Annotated in this window: 17 protein-coding genes; 7 read left to right on the top strand and 10 right to left on the bottom strand. The window is 57.9% G+C overall.

Annotated elements, in window-relative coordinates:
• Window positions 1-6: 6 nt before the first annotated feature.
• The gene (locus tag ACIOMO_RS19825) at window positions 7-1224 is read left to right on the top strand and encodes an argininosuccinate synthase (protein WP_053123414.1); all 1218 of its coding nucleotides are present in this window, start codon (window positions 7-9) and stop codon (window positions 1222-1224) included.
• Window positions 1225-1337: 113 nt separating this feature from the next.
• Here ACIOMO_RS19825 and ACIOMO_RS19820 read toward each other — a convergent pair whose 3' ends face one another.
• Entirely contained in the window at window positions 1338-1982 is a 645-nt protein-coding gene (locus tag ACIOMO_RS19820) for a hypothetical protein (RefSeq protein ID WP_053123412.1), read from the bottom strand.
• A 474-nt stretch (window positions 1983-2456) separates the two neighbouring features.
• Here ACIOMO_RS19820 and ACIOMO_RS19815 point away from each other — a divergent pair, with 474 nt between their 5' ends.
• Window positions 2457-3083, top strand: a complete 627-nt coding sequence (locus ACIOMO_RS19815; protein WP_053123410.1) for a response regulator transcription factor — start codon at window positions 2457-2459, stop codon at window positions 3081-3083.
• An 88-nt stretch (window positions 3084-3171) separates the two neighbouring features.
• Here ACIOMO_RS19815 and ACIOMO_RS19810 read toward each other — a convergent pair whose 3' ends face one another.
• From ACIOMO_RS19810 to metG, 8 genes are all read right to left on the bottom strand, one after another.
• Window positions 3172-3354 (bottom strand): PA3496 family putative envelope integrity protein, encoded by a 183-nt coding sequence (locus ACIOMO_RS19810; RefSeq protein ID WP_212546280.1) that lies wholly within the window; start codon window positions 3352-3354, stop codon window positions 3172-3174.
• Window positions 3355-3461: 107 nt separating this feature from the next.
• Window positions 3462-4100: an endonuclease III gene (gene nth, locus ACIOMO_RS19805; protein ID WP_159815393.1), complete on the bottom strand. Its 639-nt coding sequence runs from the start codon at window positions 4098-4100 to the stop codon at window positions 3462-3464.
• Window positions 4097-4666 (bottom strand): Rnf-Nqr domain containing protein, encoded by a 570-nt coding sequence (locus tag ACIOMO_RS19800; RefSeq protein ID WP_401243056.1) that lies wholly within the window; start codon window positions 4664-4666, stop codon window positions 4097-4099. Before ACIOMO_RS19800 ends, nth begins: the two co-directional genes overlap by 4 nt.
• A complete protein-coding gene (locus tag ACIOMO_RS19795; RefSeq protein WP_401243053.1) occupies window positions 4663-5268 on the bottom strand; it encodes an RnfABCDGE type electron transport complex subunit G in 606 nt (201 codons plus the stop codon). Before ACIOMO_RS19795 ends, ACIOMO_RS19800 begins: the two co-directional genes overlap by 4 nt.
• On the bottom strand, window positions 5265-6248 hold the full coding sequence (locus tag ACIOMO_RS19790) for an RnfABCDGE type electron transport complex subunit D (RefSeq protein ID WP_401243050.1): 984 nt from the start codon (window positions 6246-6248) through the stop codon (window positions 5265-5267). Before ACIOMO_RS19790 ends, ACIOMO_RS19795 begins: the two co-directional genes overlap by 4 nt.
• Complete coding sequence (rsxB, locus tag ACIOMO_RS19785; protein ID WP_401243047.1) at window positions 6235-7440, bottom strand: electron transport complex subunit RsxB; 1206 nt, start codon at window positions 7438-7440, stop codon at window positions 6235-6237. The genes ACIOMO_RS19790 and rsxB overlap by 14 nt, the downstream gene beginning before the upstream one ends.
• Entirely contained in the window at window positions 7437-8006 is a 570-nt protein-coding gene (locus ACIOMO_RS19780) for an electron transport complex protein RnfA (RefSeq protein WP_282355497.1), read from the bottom strand. Before ACIOMO_RS19780 ends, rsxB begins: the two co-directional genes overlap by 4 nt.
• A gap of 114 nt (window positions 8007-8120) precedes the next feature.
• On the bottom strand, window positions 8121-10172 hold the full coding sequence (metG, locus tag ACIOMO_RS19775; RefSeq protein WP_401243045.1) for a methionine--tRNA ligase: 2052 nt from the start codon (window positions 10170-10172) through the stop codon (window positions 8121-8123).
• A 322-nt stretch (window positions 10173-10494) separates the two neighbouring features.
• On the opposite strand from metG, the gene apbC reads away from it, so the two are divergent.
• The gene (gene apbC / locus ACIOMO_RS19770; RefSeq protein WP_159815386.1) at window positions 10495-11589 is read left to right on the top strand and encodes an iron-sulfur cluster carrier protein ApbC; all 1095 of its coding nucleotides are present in this window, start codon (window positions 10495-10497) and stop codon (window positions 11587-11589) included.
• 128 nt (window positions 11590-11717) lie between these two features.
• On the opposite strand, the gene ACIOMO_RS19765 is transcribed toward apbC, so the two are convergent.
• Window positions 11718-12476, bottom strand: coding sequence for an SDR family oxidoreductase (locus ACIOMO_RS19765; protein WP_053123391.1), 759 nt, complete (start codon window positions 12474-12476; stop codon window positions 11718-11720).
• Window positions 12477-12640: 164 nt separating this feature from the next.
• Between ACIOMO_RS19765 and ACIOMO_RS19760 the strand changes: the two genes are divergently transcribed.
• The 4 genes from ACIOMO_RS19760 to groEL form a co-directional block, all read left to right on the top strand.
• The gene (locus ACIOMO_RS19760) at window positions 12641-13372 is read left to right on the top strand and encodes a HugZ family protein (RefSeq protein ID WP_053123387.1); all 732 of its coding nucleotides are present in this window, start codon (window positions 12641-12643) and stop codon (window positions 13370-13372) included.
• Between the two features lie 65 nt (window positions 13373-13437).
• On the top strand, window positions 13438-13914 hold the full coding sequence (locus ACIOMO_RS19755; RefSeq protein ID WP_212546271.1) for an FxsA family protein: 477 nt from the start codon (window positions 13438-13440) through the stop codon (window positions 13912-13914).
• 259 nt (window positions 13915-14173) lie between these two features.
• Window positions 14174-14467, top strand: coding sequence for a co-chaperone GroES (locus ACIOMO_RS19750; protein WP_007916610.1), 294 nt, complete (start codon window positions 14174-14176; stop codon window positions 14465-14467).
• A gap of 50 nt (window positions 14468-14517) precedes the next feature.
• Window positions 14518-15290, top strand: a 773-nt coding sequence (gene groEL, locus ACIOMO_RS19745; RefSeq protein WP_401243041.1) for a chaperonin GroEL, incomplete at its 3' end; no start/stop codon positions are given.

The raw sequence follows: 15290 nt of genomic DNA, 5'->3' as shown, positions 1-15290 counted from the left end.
GATGGCATGGCGGACGTAAACAAGGTCGTTCTGGCGTATTCCGGCGGCCTGGACACTTCGGTGATCCTCAAGTGGCTGCAGGATACTTATAACTGTGAAGTGGTGACTTTCACCGCTGATCTCGGTCAAGGCGAAGAGGTCGAGCCGGCCCGCGCCAAGGCTCAGGCCATGGGCGTCAAAGAAATCTACATCGACGATCTGCGCGAAGAATTCGTGCGTGATTTCGTGTTCCCGATGTTCCGCGCCAACACCGTTTACGAAGGTGAGTACCTGCTGGGTACCTCCATCGCACGTCCGCTGATCGCCAAACGTCTGATCGAAATCGCCAACGAAACCGGCGCTGACGCCATTTCCCATGGCGCCACCGGCAAGGGCAACGACCAGGTACGTTTCGAGCTGGGTGCCTACGCGCTCAAGCCGGGCGTAAAAGTGATTGCCCCTTGGCGTGAGTGGGATCTGCTGTCCCGCGAGAAGCTGATGGACTACGCCGAGAAGCACGCGATCCCGATCGAGCGTCACGGCAAGAAGAAATCCCCGTACTCGATGGATGCCAACCTGCTGCACATCTCCTATGAAGGCGGCGTGCTGGAAGACACTTGGACCGAGCACGAAGAAGACATGTGGAAATGGACCGTCTCCCCGGAGAACGCTCCTGATAAACCGCAGTATCTGGAACTGACTTACCGTAACGGCGACATCGTTGCGCTGGACGGCGTCGAAATGACCCCGGCCACTGTTCTGGCAACGCTGAACAAGATCGGCGGCGAGCACGGCATCGGTCGTCTCGACATCGTTGAAAACCGTTACGTCGGCATGAAATCCCGTGGCTGCTACGAAACCCCGGGCGGCACCATCATGCTGCGCGCTCACCGCGCCATCGAATCGATCACCCTGGATCGCGAAGTCGCTCACCTCAAAGACGAGTTGATGCCGAAGTACGCCAGCCTGATCTACACCGGTTACTGGTGGAGCCCTGAGCGTCTGATGCTGCAACAGATGATCGACGCGTCGCAGGTCAACGTGAACGGTGTTGTGCGTCTGAAGTTGTACAAAGGCAACGTGATCGTCACTGGCCGCAAGTCCGACGATTCGCTGTTCGATGCCAATATCGCAACCTTCGAAGAGGACGGCGGTGCTTACAACCAGGCCGACGCGGCGGGCTTCATCAAGCTCAACGCGCTGCGCATGCGTATTGCTGCCAACAAGGGCCGCAAGCTGTTCTAAGCCCCTCGGGCCTGGAATGAAAGGGCAGCCTTGTCATCGCGACAAGGCTGCCACTGTTCAAACCCTTCCTGCTTTTTGCGTTATCTGTGTTCTTCACGATATTCGCCCGCCTTTTAATCTCCTCTCAAAATTGTCGTGATCTGCTGGCTGACGTTGTAGGCGATGTAGAGCGTGTTCGCTGTGCCTTTTTTCGTCTGTTTGCCGGGGCTGAGCCTTATTTGCTTGAGCAAGGCCTCTGACGCGGGATCAGTCAGAAATACCATGAACCTTACCAATGGCCTGCTGGTGACTGTCAGACTTGCCTGCAACTGATCGAATTGCGCCTTGCTGTTCATCGGTCGTACATCAATAACCCGCAGCGCGTTCATGGGTTTGGGCAAATGCACGTGATGTTCGATCCACGGCGGCGTCGCCCAATCGCTGGGAGTGGGTGGATCGGGTACGTTGCCGGTACGCTCGGACGTTTTCGAAAGAGGATCGAGTTGATGGTCGCCGGATCTAAGGTCTTCAAACGCTTTCAGAAAGTTATCATCCTTGTCGAAGTCAGACGGCGCGTAAAGCGATCGGTAGTTGAAGTTCAGGGTAATAAAAAACAAAAACAACAAATAAAATGGAAAGCTGATTAAAAACCATATGTAAATTTCACGCTCATTGTTATCCAGAAAGGGTAGTGATACCGCTGCGGAAGTTTCCGAAATAAACGCGAAGATCGCGATAATCGTCATTGGGTTGGAGATTTTCTTTTTAAAGTTCCGCATGGCGTTGGCTCTATTGATTTTGAGGTCGCTGATTTGATTAAGTGTGTGGTTAAAGTTTTGCGGCTTTAATGTTTATATTAAAAATTGCTGTGTGGGTAGAAGTGTCTTGTTTCAGATTTTTTGCAAAGCGAAGTTAGTTGCCGATATTCTCTGAGGCGCGAGAGCAAGCAGCTTTTCAGAGCTGTATCCGCATGCCCAATGGCTTGGACGGCGGCGTATTTTTGGGGCAGGCAACGGATCTGTATGAAAATTTTGTACTAAAAATATCAGCGGGTTAAAACGCGCCTGAATGAAGCGAGGAATGCACGTACAGCCCATTCGATAGCAGCAAGTGTATTTCTTGTAGGAATAATCCTCATTGGTTGTAGGGAATGTCTTGCGCTGCAAGTGCAAGAGAACTGCGCTGTGCCACGAGCGAATTGACTAGGCTATTGTGCGGGCTCTAAAAATCGAACAGCGAAATTGGACCTGCCCATGAATAAAGTGCTGATCGTGGATGATCACCCCGTCATTCGTCTCGCGGTACGTATGCTGATGGAGCGTCATGGCTACGAAGTGATTGCTGAAACCGATAATGGTGTCGATGCATTGCAACTGGCGCGCGAACAAATGCCGGATATCGTGATTCTGGACATTGGAATTCCAAAACTGGACGGCCTGGAAGTTATTGCACGGCTAAGTTCGGTGGCCATGCCGATGAAGGTTCTGGTGCTGACCTCACAGGCTCCCGGACACTTCTCCATGCGTTGCATGCAGTCGGGCGCGGCGGGTTATGTGTGTAAACAACAGGATCTGACGGAGTTGCTCAGCGCCATCAAAGCCGTACTCTCCGGTTACAGTTATTTTCCGAATCAAGCGCTGCATACCGTGCGTACCAGTCTGGGCAATGCCAGTGAAGCCGATATGGTCGATCGCCTTTCCGGACGAGAGATGATGGTGTTGCAACAGTTGGCGCGGGGCAAAACCAACAAGGAGATCGCCGACGGCATGTTTTTGAGCAATAAAACGGTCAGTACGTACAAGACCCGTTTATTGCTGAAACTCAATGCTCGCTCACTGGTTGACCTCATCGAGCTGGCGCAACGCAACGGACTGGTCTGAGCATGACCAACGTTGACGTAATCATGGGCGATCGAATTCAGCGACCAGTGGAAAGTAAAAAGCCTCCGTTTCGGGAGGCTTTCAAGTGTCAGTCATCAAAATCGTACTCGGCCAATTGCTTTTGCAGTCGGCGCTCCTCCAGCAGGTTATCGATGGTGCGGCGTTTACTCAGATTGGTCTTGGCGACCTCGACTACCGGTTCGGCATCATCAGCGTCCGCGGCCACAAAATCTTCGTCAGCTTCTTCCAGTTGCTCTTTGCTGGTACTCATAGGTTAACTCCAGGCTAAGAGGGGCCTTTGGCGCTCCTTATATCGACATTCCTGCGGCGGGTAAAAAAGATTTTTTCAATCGACGAATCGATAAACCCAATAGCCAGTCAATCGTCGGAGGTTTTGGCTTTGTATTCGCACAGATCTTCGATTCGACAGCTGCCACAGCGCGGCTTGCGGGCCAGACACACATAGCGTCCGTGAAGAATCAGCCAGTGATGGGAATCGAGCAGGAATTCCTTGGGTACAAATTTCATCAGCTTCTTTTCCACCTCAACCACATTTTTGCCGGGGGCGATGCCGGTGCGGTTGCTGACGCGGAAAATGTGCGTGTCGACGGCCATGGTCAATTGGCGAAACGCGGTGTTGAGCACCACGTTGGCGGTTTTACGGCCAACGCCGGGCAGGGCTTCGAGCTCTTCGCGGGTCTGTGGGACTTCACCGCCATGAAGTTCGACCAGCATGCGGCAGGTCTCGATGACGTTTTTCGCCTTGCTGTTGTAGAGGCCGATGGTCTTGATGTATTCGGACAGGCCTTCGACGCCCAAGGCGTGAATGGCGGCGGGCGTATTGGCGATCGGGAACAGTTTCGCCGTGGCCTTGTTGACGCCGACGTCTGTCGACTGCGCCGAAAGAATCACCGCAATCAGCAGTTCGAAGGGCGAGGAGTAGGCCAGTTCAGTCTTCGGCTCGGGATTGTCTTCATGCAGTCGGCGAAAGATCTCAAGACGTTTTGCAGCATTCATGGGCGATGCGTTTCCTTGGAAATAGAGTTCGGGCGCGTCCACGCCTGACGGGCCGCGAGCAGCAGCCCCAATACAATAAAGGCGCCAGGCACCAGGGTTGCCAGATGCAGCCCTTCGCCGAATAAAACAAGACCTGAGCCATGCGCGGACAACCCACGGCCAAGGCTTCCCTGCCCGATGAGTTCACGCAGCGCGGCGAGCACCAGCATCAAACCGCCAAACAATGCGCAAAGCTTGAAGCGCTGCGCCAGCGGTTGGCGGAAGAAGCCGTTGCGCTCGAGCACCACGCACTGCAAGGCGATCAATCCGCCATAAAGGCCGAACGACTGATGCCACGCCAGGAACCAGCGTTGCGCCAATAGATCGGCACAACTGGCCAACGTTGCAGCAAGCAACACACCGGCCAGCAAGGCACTTCCATCTGTCAGGCGCGAACGCAGCGGTGACATGCCCAAAGCATAAATGCCGACCACAACGACGAACATCAACATCGTGCCCAACGCACCGGCCAAAGAAACGGTGGTGCCCAGCAATAGCACCAGCATCAGTGAGTTGGACAGGCTCATGGTTCGCTCCCCAGCAATGCGCTTCGATGCTCGTCAAAGTAGCGCAATGCATCGTGGATCGCGTTGATGGTTGCGCGGGAAGTAATGGTCGCCCCGGCCATTTGGTCGAATTGCCCCTGATCTTTTTTCAATGCCCAGCCAGCGTCATTCGGTTCGCCGCGTGATTTGCCGGTGAACGTTTGCAGCCAGCTGTTCGGCCAGTCGCCAATGGGCCCGCCGAGTGCCGGGGTTTCGTTTTGCTTGAGGGTTTTCACGCCGAGCAATTTGCCGTTGGTATCGATGGCGATCAGCAATTCGATGGCAGCGGCGTAACCTTCGGTCTGATTGCGCAGTAACACTGCAACGGTCTGGCCATTCCTGGTTGCACGGTAACCCGCTGTAAGCGTGCTGTGGCTCAGCCCCATATCGGTCAGCGGAAGCGGCTGTTCCAGCGGTTGGTTGTCGTAGCTGTCGGCGGGCAGCACGTCGAGCAGTTTGCGGTTGTCGGCCAAACGTTGTTCGGCAGCAATCTGCGGAGCACTGTTGCGTTGCAGCAGATACGTCGTGCCGATGCCGATCACCGCCAACAGCAATAACGTCAATGCGCTGCCCGTGCGGTTCATGGGCTCACCTGTGGCTGACGGCTAGCGGCAAACCGTTCCAGCGCCGGCACGCAAAGGTTCATCAACAGCACGGCAAACGCGACGCCATCGGGGTAACCGCCCCACGTGCGAATCAGATAGGTCAGCAGGCCGACGCCGAGGCCAAACAGCAGTCTGGCAAGCGCCGTTCTGGCACCCGAGACAGGTTCGGTGATGATGAAGAACGCACCGAGCATGGTCGCGCCGCTGAGCAGGTGAAATAGCGGCGATCCATGGGAGTCCGATCCCGATCCGTTCCAGCACAGCAGGCTGATCACAAAAAGGCTGGCGAGCATGCCGACCGGCGCGTGCCAGGCGATCACTCGCCGCTGCAGCAAAAACAGCCCGCCGGCGAAAAACGCCAGATTCACCCATTCCACGCCGCGACCGCCGAAACGCCCGAAGGCCGAATCACTGGCGAACAGCTCATCCATGGTCAGGCTTTTGTTGATGCGCAGACTGTCCAGTGCGGTGGCCTGCACCCAGGCGTCCGGCGCCTGACCGATGTAGAAAACCTGTTGAAAGCTTGTCGTCAGATCCAAGCCATGGGCCGGCCAATGAGTCATCGGCTGTGCAAACATCACCATCGCCAAAGCAAAACCGAGCATCGCCGGGTTGAACGGATTTTTGCCGACACCGCCGTACAAATGCTTGCCGAACAACAGCCCCGCAGCCACCGCCGTCACCGTCAGCCACCACGGGCAATAGGGCGGCAGCGCGACGGCGAGTAATGTTGCACTGACGATCGCGCTGCCATCACTCAGCGTCGGCTGTAAGGGCTGACGGCGCAGTCGAGTGGCAATCGCCTCGACGATCAACGCCGTGGTAACAGCCAGAATCAGGTTGATCAACACGCCCCAACCGTACAACCAGAACAACGCCAGCAGCGCCGGCAGCAGGGCCAGCAGCACAAGCTTCATCGCTTGTTGCAGGCGCTCGTCGGGTGCCTCAAGGGGCGACATGGTCTTGCACCTGGCGCTCGGCGGTTTGCAGGCGGGCGCGGGCCTTGTCGAGGATGTCGTCGGGCGTGTCGGCGCGGCGTTCGAGTTTGTTGAGATCGGCGCGGGCGTAGGCCAATTCGGTTTTTAGCTGGCGAAGTTGACTGTCGATCGGGCGTTTTTCGACGCGCACCAAGTCAGGCACTGGTTGATCGCTTGTGGCTTCGGCGTCGTGCAAGGCCTGCTCGGCGTCGCGCAGTGCGTGTTCCAGTGCGGCGATCTGCTCCGGTGATGCTTCGGCGGTTTGCGCTTTTTTCAGCTCGGCGCGGCGCATCGCCAACTGGATTTTCGCGCGCTTCAGGTCAGCATCTTTAGCGGGGGCCGGTGCTGCAACTGCCGGGGCGCTGCTTTCCAGTTGCGCCAAGGCCTGTTCCGCCGCTTCAAATTGTTGCTGGAGCACGATCAATTGCGACTGTTGCTCGAAGGTCGGCGGATGGCCGAAAGCTTTCAGCGATTTGTGCAGTTGCGCACGGCTCATCGCCACATCGATCTTGGCTTTTTTCAGTGCGGCATCGGCGGTCGCGGTTTTCTGGGCGCGTACGCGCTCCAGCGCAGCCTGCACTGGATCCGACGCGGTCGCCTCAGGCTGAGCAGCACGTTTGGCGCGTGCTTCACGTTCGGCCTGCTTTTGCTGTTCTTCGCGCAGCAATCGGTCATTGCGGCGCTCGAATCGCAGGCGCGCGTGATCGCGTTTGGCCGCGCGCGCACGTTGTTCTTCAAGACTGAAGGCCAAGCCGCCGACCACCGGCAACGTGCTCAAAGGCAAAGGATGCATTTCAATGCAATCCACCGGGCACGGCGCGACGCACAGGTCGCAGCCGGTGCATTCATCGATGATCACCGTGTGCATCAATTTCGCCGCGCCGACGATGGCATCGATCGGGCAGGCCTGAATGCACTTGGTGCAGCCGATGCATTCGGCTTCGCGGATATAGGCGACTTGCGGCGGCGCCGAACCGCGACTGATATCGAGTTCCAGCACCGGCACTTTCAACAGCTCGGCCAACGCTGCGATGGTTTCATCGCCACCGGGCGGGCATTTGTTGATCGGCTCGCCGTCAACGATGCCTTGCGCATAGGGTTTACATCCGGGATGGCCACACTTGCCGCATTGGGTCTGCGGCAGAAGCGCATCGATGCGTTGAATCAGACTCATGTTTTGATCAGTCCACTGAATCCGAGAAAAATCACTGCGATCAATCCGGCGCCGATCAAGTCGATCGGCAAGCCGCGAAAGGGCAGGGGAATGTCGTTGTCGGCGGTGCGCTCACGCAAATCGCAGAACAGGCTCAGCACCAGCCAGAAACCCAGCCCGGCGCCGAGGCTCAGCGCTGTCGCGTGCAGCAGGCCTTGATCGTTTTGCGCATTGATCAGCGCCAGTCCAAGCGCACCGGCATTGCCCAACAACAGCGGCCATAACCCTTCGAAAGGCAAATTCGGCCGCCAGCGCGCCAACAGTTTCAACAGCGGTGCGATCAGCAGCACGCTCACCGGCAGAAACACGAACAGGCGCAGCGCCTCAAGTTGCAGCGGCACCAGCAGCCAATGCCAGATCGCGTAACCGATGACGCCGACGATCAACATCAGACACAACGTCGCCAGCCCCAGCGCATGCACCTGCCGACGACTCCCCGCCAACAGCGGATCGACGCCCAGCGGCCAGTGCAACACGAAGTTGTTGAGCAGCGCAGCACTGATGAGCGTAAGCACAAGTTCGGTCATGGTTCTGCCAGCGAAACGGGCGGCTGTCTCTTAAGGTTAGGCATTATCCGGCCAGATATGAAAAATCCCACAGGCATGCCGGGCACGCCTGTGGGATCGATTCACCGCCGAGTGTTACTTGATGCGTTGACCCGGCTTGGCGCCGCTGTCAGGGCTCAGCAGGTAGATTTCTTCACCGCCAGGGCCAGCCGCCATGACCATGCCTTCGGAAATACCGAACTTCATTTTCCGTGGCTTGAGGTTGGCGATCATCATGGTCAGACGGCCGTCGAGCTTGGACGGATCCGGATAAGCGCTCTTGATGCCCGAGAACACGTTGCGTTGCTCGTCACCGATATCCAGGGTCAGGCGCAGCAGCTTGTCGGCACCTTCCACGTGTTCGGCTTTAACGATCAGCGCGACGCGCAGGTCGATCGCAGCGAAAGCGTCGAAGTCGATTTCCGCCGACAGCGGATCCTTGGCCAGTTCGCCATTGCCCGCAGGGGCGGCGGCACCGGTGTCGGTCTGGCTGGCGGTCAGGTCTTCTTTCGAGGCGTCGGTCATGGCTTGGACTTTTACCGGGTCGATGCGGGTCATCAACGGCTTGAACTCGTTCAGTTGATGATTGGCCAGCAGGGTCGCGTGATCGTTCCAGGTCAGCGGGGCGACGTTGAGGAACGCCTCGGCATCGGCGGCCAGCAGCGGCAGCACCGGTTTGAGGAAGATCACCAGTTGGCGGAACAGGTTGATGCCGGTGGCACAGATCGCCTGGACTTCATCGTGTTTGCCTTCCTGCTTGTTCAACGACCACGGCGCCTTGTCGGCAATCCAGGCGTTGGCGCGGTCGGCGAGACCCATGATTTCACGCATGGCGCGGGCGAAGTCGCGGGCTTCATAGGCATCGGCAATGCTTGGCGCGGCGGCGAGGAAAGCCTCGGTCAGCTCTGGCGCAGCGTTGTTGTCGACCAACAGGCCGGCGTTGCCTTTTTGAATGAATCCGGCGCAACGGCTGGCGATGTTGACGACCTTGCCGACCAGATCGGAATTGACCTTCTGCACGAAGTCTTCCAGGTTCAGATCGAGGTCATCGACGCCACGACCGAGTTTGGCCGCGTAGTAATAGCGCAGGTATTCCGGCGACAGGTGATCCAGATACGTGCGGGCCTTGATAAAGGTGCCGCGGGATTTGGACATCTTCTGGCCGTTGACGGTCAGGTAGCCATGTACGTTGATGCCGGTCGGCTTGCGGTAACCCGCGCCTTCAAGCATGGCTGGCCAGAACAGTGCGTGGAAGTTGACGATGTCCTTGCCGATGAAGTGGTACAGCTCGGCGCTGGAGTCCTTGGCCCAGAACGCGTCGAAATCCAGCTCCGGCGTGCGGTCGCACAGGTTCTTGAAGCTGGCCATGTAGCCGATCGGCGCGTCCAGCCACACGTAGAAGTACTTGCCAGGCTCGCCCGGAATCTCGAAACCGAAGTACGGCGCATCGCGGGAGATGTCCCACTGTTGCAGGCCAGCGTCCAGCCATTCGGCGATTTTGTTGGCGACGGCGTCTTGCAGGGTGCCGCTGCGGGTCCAGGTTTGCAGCATTTCCTGGAAGTCCGGCAGTTTGAAGAAGAAGTGCTGGGAATCCTTGAGCACCGGGGTGGCGCCAGAGATCGCCGACTTCGGATCCTTCAGATCAGTCGGGGCGTAGGTCGCACCGCATTTTTCGCAGTTGTCGCCGTACTGGTCTTCGGTGCCGCATTTCGGGCAAGTGCCCTTGATGAAGCGGTCGGCCAGGAACATTTTCTTTTCCGGGTCGAAATACTGGGTGATCGAGCGTTGAGCGATGTGCCCGGCGTCACGCAGCTTGATGTAGATCTGGCTCGACAGCTCACGGTTTTCTTCGGCGTGAGTGGAGTGGAAGTTGTCGAAATCAACCAGGAACTCGGCAAAGTCGGCGCTGTGTTCAGCCTGCACGTTGGCGATCAGTTGTTCCGGGGTGATGCCTTCCTTTTCCGCGCGCAGCATGATCGCCGAACCGTGGGCGTCGTCGGCGCAGACGTAGATGCATTGATTGCCGCGATGATTCTGGAAGCGCACCCACATATCGGTCTGGATGTATTCCAGCATATGGCCAAGGTGAATCGAACCGTTGGCGTAGGGCAGGGCGCTGGTGACGAGGATCTTGCGTGGTTCGGACATGTGGGGCTTCGCTACTTGATGAAACGGAGGTCGGCCACTATAAAGCGCTGGCGCATATTTTTCACCCCTGCGCCGCTGGGTACTTTGAGTGCATTTGTGGCGAGGGGATGTATCCCCGTCCGGCTGCGCAGCAGTCGTAAAACCAGAGAGCTCGGTCTACCTGATACACCGAGCTTTGCGATTTTGGGGCGGCTTCGCCACCCAGCGGGGATAAATCCCCTCGCCACAATGGTTTTCCAGCTCAAGTAATCTGTTCGCCTCAAATCGGTGTCCAGCGTACGATACCCACCATCTTTTCCCAGTCTTGTTATCGGAGTTGCCCATGAGCGCCGTCACTCGCGCAGCGGTGGAAGCCGTCCTCAGCCAATACACCGACCCCTACCTGAACCAGGATCCGGTCAGCGCCGGTTGCGTGAAGAACATCGAGATCGTCGGTGATCGCGTCAATGTGCAGCTGGAAATCGGTTACGCCGCCGGTCTGTTCAAGAGCGGCTGGGCGCAATTGCTGCAACTGGCCATCGAAAACCTCGACGGCGTGGTGATTGCCAGGGTTGAAGTCAACACGGTGATCGCCGCGCACAAGGCGCAGGCGCAGATCCCGGGCCTGGCCAACGTCAAGAATGTGGTTGCCGTGGCCTCCGGCAAGGGCGGTGTGGGCAAGTCGACCACCGCCGCCAACCTCGCGCTGGCGCTGGCCCGTGAAGGCGCCAAGGTCGGTATTCTCGACGCCGATATCTATGGCCCGAGCCAAGGCATCATGTTCGGCATCCCCGAGCGTACCCGCCCAGAGGTCAAGGATCAGAAGTGGTTCGTGCCGCTCAAGGCCCACGGTGTCGAAGTCATGTCGATGGCGTTCCTCACCGACGACAACACGCCGATGGTCTGGCGCGGCCCGATGGTTTCCGGCGCGTTGCTGCAACTGGTCACGCAAACCGCGTGGGGCGATCTGGATTATCTGGTCATCGACATGCCGCCAGGCACCGGCGATATCCAGCTGACCCTGGCGCAGAAGGTTCCGGTGGCCGGTGCGGTGATCGTCACCACGCCGCAGGATCTGGCCCTGCTTGACGCGCGCAAAGGCGTGGAAATGTTCCGCAAGGTCAACATTCCGGTGCTGGGCGTGGTGGAAAACATGGCCGTGCACATCTGCTCGAACTGCGGGCATGCCGAGCATCTGTTCGGTGAGGGCGGCGGTGAGAAACTGGCGACGCAGTACGGCGTTGAGCTACTGGCTTCGCTGCCGTTGTCGATGCTGATCCGAGAACAGGCCGATGGCGGCAAGCCAACGGTGATCGCCGAGCCGGACAGCCAGATTGCCATGGTTTACCAGGAACTGGCCCGCCACGTTGGCGCGCGGATTGTGTTGCAGGAAGCGGTATCGCCGGCGATGCCGAACATCACCATCAGCGACGATTAATGACCTGAAACACGAACCCTGTAGGAGTGAGCCTGCTCGCGATAGCGGAATAACATTCAACAGATTTGTTGAATGAATGACCGCAATCGCGAGCAGGCTCACTCCTACAGTTGGTTTTGCGGTGTGGGTTAGATACGCAGGCCGCCGTCCATCTCCAGAATCCGCCCGGTGTAGTAGTCGTTCTCGAAGATATACGCCGCCGAATGCGCGATCTCTTCCGGCTTGCCCATGCGCTTGAGCGGAATCCCCGAAGTCATCTTCTCCAGCGCTTCCGGCTTCATGCCCAGGGTCATCTCGGTTTCAATGAAACCCGGCGCAATCCCTGCCACACGAATCCCGTAACGCGCCAATTCCTTAGCCCAGGTCACCGTCGCCGCTGCCACACCAGCCTTGGCCGCCGAATAGTTGGTCTGGCCAACGTTGCCCGCCCGCGAGATCGACGAGATGTTGATGATCGCGCCGCTGTTCTTCAGCTCAACCATTTTCGCCGCCACTTCACGGGTGCACAGGAACACGCCGGTCAGGTTGACGTCGATCACGGCCTGCCACTGTGCCAGGCTCATCTTGGTCATCTCGCCGTCCTTGACCTTCAACAGCAGGCCGTCACGGAGGATCCCGGCGTTGTTGATCAGGCCGTGAATCGCACCGAAATCGGCGGCCACCTGAGCGACCATGTGCTCGACCTGTTCTTCATTGGCGACGTTGCACAGATAGCTGCGCGCCTCGACGCCCTTGGCTTTACACGCCGCGACCGCGTCGTCGAGTTTTTCCTGATTGAGGTCGACGAGCGCAAGCTTCGCGCCCTTGCCAGCGAAATACTCGGCCATGGAGCGGCCCAAACCCTGGCAACCGCCAGTGATAATGATTACTTTGTCGTTGAGTTGCATTCGCATGCCCCGATAGCAGGTCTGAGTAGTTTTTATTGTTAGCGACTCCCGATCTGCACCGGCCGTGGCTGGTTTGCACATGAGAATTGCTCGATGGCGTGACCGAAACTTTCTTCCGGGCGCCTGTCCGTTTTTTCGACGGATTCTATTTAAGGAGTCATAAATTGAGCGTTGAAGTGGCCAAGAATGCCCGAGAATTGCTTCTCAAGGAATACCGTGGAGTGCTGTCGACGCACTCCAAATCGATGCCCGGTTTTCCGTTTGGCTCCGTGGTGCCGTACTGCCTCGACGAGCAGGGCCGCCCGCTGATCCTCATCAGCCGCATCGCCCAGCACACCCACAACCTGCAGAAAGACCCGAAATGCTCGCTGTTGGTGGGTGAGCGTGAAGCCGACGACGTGCAAGCCGTTGGTCGCCTGACCTATCTCGCCGAAGCGCAAAAGCTCGAAGACGGCGCTGCGATTGAAGCCGCCGCCGAGCGTTACTACCGCTACTTCCCGGATTCGCAGAACTACCACAAGGCTCACGATTTCGATTTCTGGGTGCTGACCCCGGTGCGCCATCGTTACATCGGCGGTTTCGGCGCGATTCACTGGATCGATCAAGTGACGCTGGCCAACCCGTTCGCCGGCAAGGGCGAGATCAGCATGGTCGAGCACATGAACAGCGACCACGCCAAAGCCATCGCGCACTACGTCGACCTCGCCGGTCTGCCGAAAACCGTGCCGGCGCAATTGGCGGGCATCGACACCGAAGGCATGCACCTGCGCATCGGTCAGGCGCTGTACTGGCTGCCGTTCCCAGCACCCTGTAATACGCCGACACAAGTGCGCGAAGCCTTGGTTTCTCTGGCTCACGCCGAGGTCTGGCCAAAAAATGAAGTGGCCGACGCTTGAATTCACGAAAGGCCGACGTCATCTAAGGCTTACTGCAAGGCATTTCTTGCGTTGAGGAAACTTTGATGCGCCCTTTTCTGTTGCTCTTTCTGCTGTTTCCGGTGCTGGAGCTGTTCGTATTCGTCAAAGTGGCAGGGGCTATCGGGTTTTTCCCGGCCCTGCTGCTGATCATTGTCGGCTCGATGTTCGGTGTGTTCGTACTGCGCGTCGCCGGTCTGGCCACGGCACTGCGTGCCCGTGAAAGCCTGAACCGCGGCGAACTGCCTGCGCAAACCATGCTCGAAGGCCTGATGTTGGCACTGGCCGGTGGTCTGTTGATTCTGCCGGGCTTTATCAGCGACGTCGTCGGTCTGGTCATGCTGCTGCCGTTCACCCGTCGTCTGCTGGCGAACAAAATGCGCCAGCGCGCCGAAGAACAGGCCATGCGTCAGCGCGCCTTTGCTGACGACCTGCAACCGCGTGGCGGCCCTGCGCCGCGTCAGCCTCTGGGCCGCGAGGGTGATGTGATCGAAGGCGAGTTCGAACACCGCGACCCGAAGTAACGTCTGCATCGACACGGCACCTTCGGGTGCCGTGTTCGTTTGGGGCTGATTTTGTCCGCAGAATCCGCGAAATTTTTTTCGCCTCGCCCTTGTAATAAGCTTATGCGCCCTTATGTATCGGTCACCGAAAGGTTTCTGGCATTTGCGCCAGTCAGTCTTCCGCGTCTCGCTTGACGAGGCGCAACCGGCGAAGGCCGGATTTGTTAAACCCGCCGGGACTACACCGGCCGATGAAAACCACAATTAGGAGAGATCGACAATGAAGCTTCGTCCTCTGCATGACCGCGTCGTAATCCGTCGCAGCGAAGAAGAAAAGAAAACCGCTGGCGGTATCGTCCTGCCAGGTTCGGCTGCTGAAAAAGCCAACCACGGTGTGATTCTCGCTGTAGGCCCGGGCAAAGCTCTGGAAAACGGCGAAGTGCGCGCACTGTCCGTTAAAGAAGGCGACAAGGTTGTGTTCGGTCCTTACTCCGGCAGCAACACAGTGAAAGTCGACGGCGAAGACCTGCTGGTAATGAGCGAGAACGAAATCCTCGCTGTTATCGAAGGCTGATACCCCCGTTCATTTTCCCGCTACTACAAAGTATTTAAGGAATATCGATCATGGCTGCTAAAGAAGTTCTGTTTGGCGATTCCGCCCGTAAAAAAATGCTCAAGGGCGTCAACGTCCTGGCTGACGCAGTAAAAGCGACCCTGGGCCCGAAAGGCCGTAACGTGATCATCGAGAAGAGCTTCGGCGCTCCGACCATCACCAAGGACGGCGTTTCCGTCGCCAAAGAAATCGAACTCGAAGACCGTTTCGAAAACATGGGCGCGCAGCTGGTCAAAGACGTTGCCTCCCGTGCCAACGATGACGCTGGTGACGGTACTACTACCGCTACCGTTCTGGCTCAGTCGATCGTCAACGAAGGCCTGAAAGCCGTCGCTGCCGGCATGAACCCGATGGACCTGAAGCGCGGTATCGACAAAGCGACCATCGCTATCGTCAAAGAGCTGAAGAACCTGTCCAAGCCTTGCGCTGACACCAAGGCAATCGCTCAGGTAGGCACCATCTCGGCCAACTCCGACAGCTCCATCGGCGACATCATTGCCGAAGCCATGGAAAAAGTCGGCAAAGAAGGCGTGATCACCGTTGAAGAAGGCACTGGCCTGGAAAACGAACTGTCGGTTGTTGAAGGCATGCAGTTCGACCGTGGCTACCTGTCCCCGTACTTCGTCAACAAGCCAGAAACCATGGTTGCCGAGCTGGACAGCCCGCTGATCCTGCTGGTCGACAAAAAGATCTCGAACATCCGCGAAATGCTGCCAGTACTGGAAGCCGTTGCCAAAGCCGGCCGTCCACTGCTGATCGTTTCCGAAGACGTTGAAGGCGAAGC

It is taken from the genome of Pseudomonas sp. NPDC087804 (assembly GCF_044742965.1).
GTDB lineage: Bacteria > Pseudomonadota > Gammaproteobacteria > Pseudomonadales > Pseudomonadaceae > Aquipseudomonas > Aquipseudomonas rustica.
This window is presented reverse-complemented; position numbering and strand designations above follow the sequence as displayed.